The organism is Gordonia sp. (in: high G+C Gram-positive bacteria) (assembly GCF_012515855.1).
Lineage (GTDB): Bacteria > Actinomycetota > Actinomycetes > Mycobacteriales > Mycobacteriaceae > Gordonia.
In genome coordinates, this window is record NZ_JAAYXO010000169.1 from 1 (window position 1) to 5842 (window position 5842).

The following is a 5842-nucleotide window of genomic DNA, read 5'->3' on the forward strand; positions in this document are numbered from 1 at the left end:
AAGCCGAAGACGCCCTGCGCGACTACCAGGGGCAACTGGAACGCGTGTTCGTCGAGGTCAAGGAACTCGAACGCCACACCCCCGAGGCCTCGCCGTCGGTGGAGGGCGACCAGACCCTGCGCACCAAGCTGGTGACCGCCGTCGACCAGAAGCGCCTCGCCGAGATCGGCGACGCCTTCGGCAACGTCCCGGAGGGCTTCACCCCGCACCCGCGCGTCAAGCCGGTCATCAAGCGCCGTCACGAGATGCCGATCAACGGCAACGTCGACTGGGCCTTCGCCGAGCTCCTCGCGTTCGGCACCCTGGTGCAGGAGGGTCGCACCGTCCGCCTGTCGGGTCAGGACTCACGTCGCGGCACGTTCACGCAGCGCCACTCGGTCCTCATCGACCGGGAGAACGGCGGCGAGTACACGCCGCTGAACCACCTGCCCGACGCCACCGGCCGCTTCCTCGTGTACGACTCGCCGCTGTCGGAGTACGGGGTGCTCGGCTTCGAGTACGGCTACGCCGTCGCCGACCCGGATGCCCTGGTCATGTGGGAGGCGCAGTTCGGCGACTTCGTCAACGGCGCGCAGTCGGTCATCGACGAGTTCATCAGCTCGGGCGAGGCCAAGTGGGGCCAGCGCAGCGACGTCGTCCTGCTTCTGCCGCACGGCCATGAGGGCCAGGGACCGGACCACACTTCGGGACGCATCGAGCGCTTCCTGCAGCTGTGCGCCGAGGGCTCGATGACCGTCGCCCTGCCGTCGACCCCGTCGAGCTACTTCCACCTGCTGCGTCGCCACGTTCACGACGGCATCAGCCGTCCGCTGGTGGTCTTCACACCGAAGTCGATGCTGCGCAACAAGGCCGCGGTCTCGCCGGTCGAGGACTTCACCGAGGGCAAGTTCCTCTCGGTGATCGACGATCCCGCGTTCGTCGCAGGCGGCGACCGCTCCAAGGTCGAGCGCGTGCTCCTCGTCAGCGGCAAGCTCTACTACGAGCTCGCCGCCCGCAAGGCGAAGGACGGCCGCGACGACATCGCGCTTGTTCGCGTGGAGCAGCTCTACCCGGTCCCCTACCGCCGCCTGGCACGCACCCTCGAGGCGTACCCGAACGCGAAGGACTTCCGCTGGGTTCAGGAAGAGCCGGCCAACCAGGGTCCGTGGCCGTTCCTCGGCCTCTGGCTGCCGGAGATGCTCCCCGAGCTGCTGAGCGACCTGCGCCGCGTCTCGCGTCGTGCGATGTCCGCGCCGTCGTCGGGTTCCACCAAGGTCCACGCCGTGGAGCAGCAGGAGATCATCGACGAGGCCTTCAGCTGAGTCATCCGGTAGTCGACTCGCCCTCGAGACGACACCGTAGAAAGACCGCCCCGTCCGGAGTTCCGGGCGGGGCGGTCTTTGCGTGGGCTGGTGTCAGGCGGGATCTTCCGCCGTCACCAGGCCGACGACGCCCGCCAACGCGGGGAGGGCGGCGACGAAGACGTCGACCAGCTGATCTCGCGTGACCACCGGGTCGTCGATCCAGCTGACCAGGAGTTCCTCGACGAAGGCGATCCAGCCGGCGACGCCGAGGGCGATGGCCGGCGTGCGCTCGATGCCGAGGAGCGAGGCTCGGGAGAGGATCCGCTCGGTCATCGCGGCGCGCGTGCGGTCGGCGACGTTCCGGATCGCCTCGTCGGCGCTCCCCGCTCCTCTGATCACACCGACGAACCCGCGGCCGTTGTCGGCGACGTAGTCCACGTAGGCCACCATTGAGGCCCGCAGCATGGCGAGCGGATCGGCCAGGTCCTCCTGCGGTTCCGTGCGGTCGAGCATCTCCTGCGCCTGCTCAGAGATCACGCACAGGTGGAAGTCGGCCTTCGACTCGAAGTAGTGGAAGATCAGGCCCTTCGACACGCCCGCGGCATCAGCCACCGCCTCCATCGTCACCGATTCCAGCGGCATCTCCCGCGCCATCTGAACTCCCAGGTCAACGAGCTGTCGCCGTCGGGCTGCCGGGCTCATTCGGGTGCGGGGGGCGGTCATGATCTCCACCGTAAGCGCTTATTGACTCAAACTCAATTACCTATTGACTCATGGTCAACACGGCTTTATCGTAGGGACCATGACAACGCATGATGTAGAGATCGCGATCATCGGAGCCGGCTTCTCCGGACTCGGCGCAGCCATCAAGCTCACCCAGGAGGGCGTCGACGACTACGTGCTCCTCGACCGCGGGCAGGACTTCGGCGGCACCTGGCGCGACAACGTGTACCCGGGCGCCGCGTGCGACGTCCCCTCGCACCTGTACTCCTACTCGTTCGCCCTGAACCCGGAGTGGTCGCGCTCGTACTCGCACCAGCCGGAGATCCACCGCTACATCAACGCCGTCGCCGACGAGCACGGCATCGGCAACAAGGCCCTCTTCGGCTCCGACGTCACGCAGGCCGCCTGGGACGAGGACCGCGGCGCCTGGACGATCCATTACGACCGCGACGGCCAGAGCCACACCGTCACCGCTCGCACCCTGGTCGGCGGCATCGGCCCGCTCTGCGAGCCCAACCTTCCCGACATCGAGGGCATCGAGGACTTCGGCGGCAAGATGGTCCACTCGGCGCAGTGGGACACCGACTACGACTTCACGGGCAAGCGCGTCGCCGTGATCGGCACCGGAGCCTCGGCCATCCAGATCGTCCCCCAGCTCGGCAAGACCGCCGGCCACATGGACGTCTACCAGCGCACCGCGCCGTGGATCATCCCGCGTAACGAGCGCCCGTACCTCGGTCTCGAGAACTGGGCGTTCAAGAACGTCCCGGGCCTGCAGGCGGCGATCCGCGGCGGCATCTACTCGTTCAACGAGGTCGTCGCCGCGGGCATGACCTACGCACCCAAGGCCCTCAAGCCGGTCGAGGCGCTCTCCCGCGCCAACATCTTCCGCGGTATCCGCGACCCGAAGCTCCGCAAGGCCGTCACCCCGACGTTCGCCGTCGGCTGCAAGCGCATCCTGAAGTCCAACGAGTGGTACCCGACGCTCGATCAGGACAACGTCGAACTCGTGACCGACGGCATCGCCCGGGTCACCGAGACCGGCATCGTCACCAACGACGGCACCGCGCGCGACGTCGACGTGATCGTCGTCGCGACCGGCTTCCATGTCACCGACTCCCCCATCTTCGGGGCCATCGTCGGCTCCGGCGGCAAGAGCCTGGCGCAGGTCTGGGAGGCCGAGGGGATGCAGGCCTACAAGGGCTCGTTCGTCCACGGCTTCCCGAACTTGATGCTGCTGGTGGGCCCGTCGACCGGACTCGGCCACACCTCGATGGTCTACATGATCGAGTCGCAGCTGAACTACCTCGTCGACTACCTCCGCAAGACGCGTTCGCGCGGGATCGTCCGCACCGACGTCACGAAGACGGCCCAGGACGAGTACAACCGGGGCCTCCAGCACAACCTGCGCAACAGCGTGTGGGTCAACGGCGGCTGCGCCTCGTGGTACAAGGATCGCAACGGCAACGTCACTGCGCTGTGGCCCGGATTCACCTTCAACTACCGCAACGTGACGCGATCGTTCGACATCGCCGCGTACGACGTCAAGACTGCCGACCAGGTCGGCGCATCGGCCGCGACGACCGCCGAGCCCGTCGGCGCCGACGCCTGATCCGCCGCACACGACAACTTCGAGGAGACAGCATGAAGGACTTCACCAACAAGGTCATCGTCATCACCGGCGCGGGCTCGGGCATGGGCCGCGATCTCGCGGTCAAGCTCGCCAAGCGCGGCGCCAAGATCGCCATCTCGGACATGAATCCCGACGGTCTCGCCGAGACCGAGCGCCTCGTCGCCGCGACCGGCGCGCAGGTGCACAGCCAGCTCCTGAACGTCGCCGAGCGCGAGGCCTTCCTCACCTACGCCGACACCGTCGCCGAGCACTTCGGCACCGTCAACGCGATCTTCAACAATGCGGGCATCGCTCACAACGGCGAGGTCGAGACGATGGAGTTCAAGGACATCGAGCGCGTGATGGACGTGGACTACTGGGGCGTCGTCAACGGCACCAAGGCGTTCCTGCCCTACCTGATCGCGTCGGGCGACGGTCACGTCGTCAACACCTCGTCGCTCTTCGGCCTGCTGTCGCAGCCCGGCCAGGCCGCGTACAACTCGGCCAAGTTCGCCGTCCGCGGATTCACCGAGGCGCTGAACCAGGAGATGATCATCGCCAAGCACCCGGTCAAGGTCACCTGTGTGCACCCGGGCGGCATCAAGACCGCCATCGCTCGCAACGCCACCACCTCGGGCGACCACGATCCGGCCAAGACCGCTGAGTTCTTCGACAAGTACCTCGCGACCATGTCGTCGGAGAAGGCCGCCGACGTCATCATCAAGGCCGTCGAACGCGACCGCGCGCGCGTGCTCGTCGGCATGGACGCCAAGGTGCTCGATCTGGCAGTCCGCCTGGTCGCCTCGGGCTACCAGGGCGTCGCCGCTCGCGTGGCCGGATGGGCGCTCGGCAAGACCAAGTAGCCGAGACAGATACGCAGACAGACAGACAGGCACGCAGACAGGGACGCCGCGACGAGATCGTCGCGGCGTCCCTGCGTTGCCCGTGCTGCCGTGTCGGCGGGCCCGTCACGTTCCGCGCGTGACCAGCCACTCGCGCGCGACGACGGCCGGATCGGCGCCCTTCTCGACCTTCGCCGCCATCTCGGCGAGGTCGGTGGTGGTGAGGTCGCCCGCCACTCGGCTGAGCGCCTTCATCTGTGACTTACCGACCTGCGCGCTGCGGTAGACCGGCACCAGGTCCTGCGCCATCGGACCCGATTCCGCCGAGCGCAGACCCGTGACCGCGTCGTTTCCAGCCAGCGCCGAAGCCGCCTCGAGACCGGTGAGCGCACCCAACTGCCGTCCCGTCGACACCCGCGCGACCACCTCGGCCGGGGTCAATCCCTCTTCGACGGCACCGAAACGGCACTGGCCGAACGCGGCGCGATCGTCGGCGGAGAGCTTGCCGGTGGTCGCCAGCGGCATCCCCGGCGGCAGCGCACCGCAGTCGGCGAGGTCCGTGACGCCCGCGGTGTCCATCGGGCTGCGCGAGAGCACCACCTGTCTGCGGTTGCTGACCGCAGCCGGATCACCGATCACCACACCTTGCGGCAGCGCCCGACTGACGGCCTGCTCGACGTCCTCGGTCGACGACGCGGTCGGGGCCGGCGTCAGCGTCACCAGGAGGTCGCCGGTGAAGGCCGGAAACAGGTCGAGATCGCCCTGCGCGGCGTCGTCGAGCAGACGACGGTCGCCGCGCGAGTCGTCGCGCACCTCGACGCGCACGCCGGTTCGCGCGATCGAGCCCGCGTAGAGTTCGGCGGCCACGCGCATCGCCGCGGTACCGTCGCTGCCGACGCTGAACGGCGCGGGTTCGTCGGACCCGCACGCGGTCAACAGGGTCACGGCGGCAGCTGCGACGAGCAGGCTGGAAGTCAATCGTCTGGGAAGCATCGGCCCCCACGGTAGTCGAGTCGTCATGCGGTGGCCGCGAACCCGATCACCGACGTCGCGATGAGTTGGACGGCGATGGCCGCCAGGAGCAGACCGGCGATCTTGGCGAGCAGGGTGATACCCGAGACCTTCAAGACCTTGATGATGCTGGTCGAGAACAGCAGAGCCAGCGCCACCACGAGGTGCGCGACGAGGATCGCCGCGGCGATGGCAGTGTACGCACCGATGTCGCCGTGGCTCTCACTCACCGCGACGATGACCGCGGCGATAGTGCCCGGCCCGGCGAGCAACGGCGTTCCCAGCGGCACCAGAGCCACGTTGACGTCCTCGTTCGCGGTCTGCGTCGGCCCCTCTCCGCCGCTCAGCAGTTGCAGCGCCACCAGCAGGAG

Annotated in this window: 5 protein-coding genes and 1 pseudogene; 3 read left to right on the top strand and 3 right to left on the bottom strand. The window is 68.0% G+C overall.

The annotated features are described in order from the left end of the window. Window positions 1-1301, top strand: a pseudogene (kgd, locus tag GX543_RS12630) (multifunctional oxoglutarate decarboxylase/oxoglutarate dehydrogenase thiamine pyrophosphate-binding subunit/dihydrolipoyllysine-residue succinyltransferase subunit); the annotation flags it as partial. Between the two features lie 93 nt (window positions 1302-1394). Here the strand turns inward: kgd and GX543_RS12635 are convergent. After that, the gene (locus GX543_RS12635; protein WP_290852314.1) at window positions 1395-2006 is read right to left on the bottom strand and encodes a TetR/AcrR family transcriptional regulator; all 612 of its coding nucleotides are present in this window, start codon (window positions 2004-2006) and stop codon (window positions 1395-1397) included. A gap of 79 nt (window positions 2007-2085) precedes the next feature. Between GX543_RS12635 and GX543_RS12640 the strand changes: the two genes are divergently transcribed. Next, window positions 2086-3618 (top strand): NAD(P)/FAD-dependent oxidoreductase, encoded by a 1533-nt coding sequence (locus GX543_RS12640; RefSeq protein WP_290852316.1) that lies wholly within the window; start codon window positions 2086-2088, stop codon window positions 3616-3618. 32 nt (window positions 3619-3650) lie between these two features. Beyond that, a complete protein-coding gene (locus GX543_RS12645; protein WP_290852317.1) occupies window positions 3651-4481 on the top strand; it encodes an SDR family NAD(P)-dependent oxidoreductase in 831 nt (276 codons plus the stop codon). 105 nt (window positions 4482-4586) lie between these two features. Here the strand turns inward: GX543_RS12645 and GX543_RS12650 are convergent, their stop codons facing one another. Continuing rightward, window positions 4587-5453, bottom strand: a complete 867-nt coding sequence (locus GX543_RS12650; RefSeq protein WP_290852318.1) for a glycine betaine ABC transporter substrate-binding protein — start codon at window positions 5451-5453, stop codon at window positions 4587-4589. 23 nt (window positions 5454-5476) lie between these two features. Then, window positions 5477-5842: MarC family protein (locus tag GX543_RS12655; protein WP_290852319.1), on the bottom strand; the 366-nt coding region annotated here is incomplete at its 5' end.

What these genes read in the sequence shown, in the direction of transcription:
- GX543_RS12645 (WP_290852317.1), top strand. Translation starts at nt 3,651, where the DNA reads ATGAAGGACTTCACCAACAAGGTCATCGTCATCACCGGCGCGGGCTCG.
- GX543_RS12650 (WP_290852318.1), bottom strand. Translation starts at nt 5,453, where the DNA reads ATGCTTCCCAGACGATTGACTTCCAGCCTGCTCGTCGCAGCTGCCGCC.
- GX543_RS12640 (WP_290852316.1), top strand. Translation starts at nt 2,086, where the DNA reads ATGACAACGCATGATGTAGAGATCGCGATCATCGGAGCCGGCTTCTCC.
- GX543_RS12635 (WP_290852314.1), bottom strand. Translation starts at nt 2,006, where the DNA reads ATGACCGCCCCCCGCACCCGAATGAGCCCGGCAGCCCGACGGCGACAG.